Below are 2576 nucleotides of genomic sequence, written 5' to 3' on the forward strand. Positions count from 1 at the left end.
TGGGCGCGAAACGCAGGTCTTGAGCGAAACAACCGGGTGGCGGCAATCATGATTGCCACCGCGTTCGGCTGCGTCGCGCTTTTGTGCGTCATTAGGTTTCGTGGACAAAGGGTATCCATTGCAGGGCTGAGACGAGATTGACGAAGCCGAGGTAGGACTCTTTGGTTTTGTCGTATCGAGTTGCGATACGCCGCCAGTTCTTGAGTTTGTTGAAGAGGCGTTCGACAAGATTGCGCCAACGGTATTTTTCGCGATCGTGTGGGATTGGATCGCGCCGATTGCTTTTGGCGGGAATGACAGCCTCAACGTCAGCATTGGCCAATTCCTCGCGGATGGCATCTGCATCGTAGCCCTTGTCCGCCAACAATGCCTCGATCTTATGAGCAATCAAACGGAACAGCGGGCCAAAGCCTTGGATATCGTGGCTCTGGCCCGGCGTCAGGACAAAGCCGAGCGGTCGGCCTTTGGCATCGCAGCGGGCGTGGAGCTTTGTGCTGAATCCGCCTCGCGATCGGCCAAGCGCCTCGGTTTCCTGAGTCCCTTTTTTATGCCGACGGCACAATGATGTGCTCGGACCACGGTGCTGTCGATCATGTCCGCAGTGGCATCACGAGCCACCATTTCGCCCAGTGTCTCGAGCATCGCCTCGAACACCCCGGTCGTAACCCAGCGCCGGTAGCGGCGGAAAACGCTGTTCCACTTGCCATATTCATCCGGCAAGTGGCGCCATTGCGAACCTGTGCGGGCGATCCACATCATGCCTTCGAAATACAGCCGGTTGTCCTGTGCTGGACGACAGCCACGACCACGCTCAGATGGCAGTAATGTGCCGATGATCCCCCACTCGTCCTCCGTCAGCCCAATACGCTCGCCCAACGCCACCTCCAAAAGGCAGCCTTGAATCAACGCCCGATCCTGCTGTCAACCTTTGTCCACGAAACCTAGCTGGCCGTTTTTCGACGACTATCGAACCGCGGTGAAAATCCAGAGCGCGGGTGCTGCCGCCTTCGCGCTCTATTTTTTGATGCTCGGCTCACCCACTGCGGCGATAGCGTGGTTAGCGTCCGCGCTCGTGGTGTAATTTCCGGTGTAGATTGAGGTTGTCGCATGGGGTGGGGCATGCCCCACCCCATGCGATTTCGATCTCGGTGGCCACCGGGCTCATCGGTAAGGTGGAGTTACCACACTTCACACGCCCACCGAGGAGTTGATCCCGATGACCGACGACAGACTACCGCTTGCTGAACTGATGGCGAAGACCGGAGATGGAGATTTCCTGCGCACGATCGCCGAGAGCGTGCTGCAGATCATTATGGAGGCCGATGTCGACGGTCTCGTCGGCGCTGGCCGGCACGAACGCTCCGGCGAGCGCACGACCTGGCGCAATGGCTACCGTGACCGCAGCCTCGATACCCGGCTCGGCACGCTCAACCTGAAGATCCCCAAGTTGAGGACCGGCGCCTACTTTCCCGGCTTTCTGGAGCCCAGGAAGACCGTCGAGAAGGCGTTGGTCGCGGTCATCCAGGAGGCATGGATCGCTGGCGTCAGCACCCGGCGCGTCGATGAGCTGGTGCAGGCAATGGGCATGACCGGCATCTCCAAGTCCTCCGTGTCGAAGCTGTGCAAGGACATCGATGAGCGCGTCCATGCCTTTCTCAAGCGACCGCTTGCCGGCGACTGGCCCTACCTCTGGCTCGATGCCACCTATCTCAAGGTGCGCGAGGGGGGGCGGATCGTCAGTGTCGCCGCGATAATCGCCGTGGCCGTCAACACCGAGGGCAGGCGCGAGATCGTCGGCCTGCACATCGGCCCTTCCGAAGCCGAACCGTTCTGGTCGACCTTCCTCAAGGACCTTACCCGCCGCGGCCTGACCGGCGTGAAGCTGGTCATCTCCGATGCCCACGAGGGCCTCAAGGCCGCGATCACCCGTGTGCTCAGCGCCACCTGGCAGCGCTGCCGCGTCCACTTCATGAGAAACGCGCTGGCCTACGTGCCCAAGGGCCAGAACACGGTAGTCGCTGCTGCCATCCGCCAGGTCTTCCTTCAGCCCGACCATGCCGCCGCAACACAAGTCTGGCGTCAGGTCGCTGATCAGTTGCGCGCCCGCTGGCCAAAGCTGGGCGCGTGCATGGACGATGCCGAGCATGACGTCCTCGCATACATGACCTTCCCCGAGCAGCACCGGGTCAAACTCCACAGCACCAATCCGCTGGAAAGGCTGAACAAGGAAGTGAAGCGCCGCGCCGATGTCGTCGGCATCTTCCCCAACGAGGACAGCATCATCCGCCTCGTCGGCGCCGTCCTCCTTGAGCAGAACGACGAATACCAGCTCCAGCACCGCTACATGCAAATCGAGGGCATGGCCGCACTTGCCACACCAACAATCGAGGAGGTTCAGCCGCTACAGATTACACCCAAGGCCGCCTGACAATGCAGCCCGCTGGCCACACCCGAATTTACACCACGTTGACGGACGCGACCATAGCGTGCCTCATTTCATGTTCGCAGCTCGCATTTCCGCGTCAGTGCGTGATCGCTATGTGGTGACGAGGCTTTACGGCGCTAGTCTGATTTTG

Annotated in this window: 1 protein-coding gene and 1 pseudogene; one reads left to right on the top strand and one right to left on the bottom strand. The window is 60.6% G+C overall.

What is annotated here, in order from left to right; genetic code table 11:
• Window positions 1-91: 91 nt before the first annotated feature.
• Window positions 92-882 (bottom strand): annotated as a pseudogene (locus GGQ90_RS30085) (IS5 family transposase).
• Between the two features lie 334 nt (window positions 883-1216).
• Between GGQ90_RS30085 and GGQ90_RS28745 the strand changes: the two are divergent.
• Window positions 1217-2428 carry an IS256 family transposase gene (locus tag GGQ90_RS28745; protein WP_120249359.1) on the top strand — a complete coding sequence of 404 codons (1212 nt, stop codon included), beginning with the start codon at window positions 1217-1219 and terminating at the stop codon, window positions 2426-2428.
• Window positions 2429-2576 lie beyond the last annotated feature (148 nt).

This window comes from Sphingobium scionense (assembly GCF_014197035.1).
GTDB lineage: Bacteria > Pseudomonadota > Alphaproteobacteria > Sphingomonadales > Sphingomonadaceae > Sphingobium > Sphingobium scionense.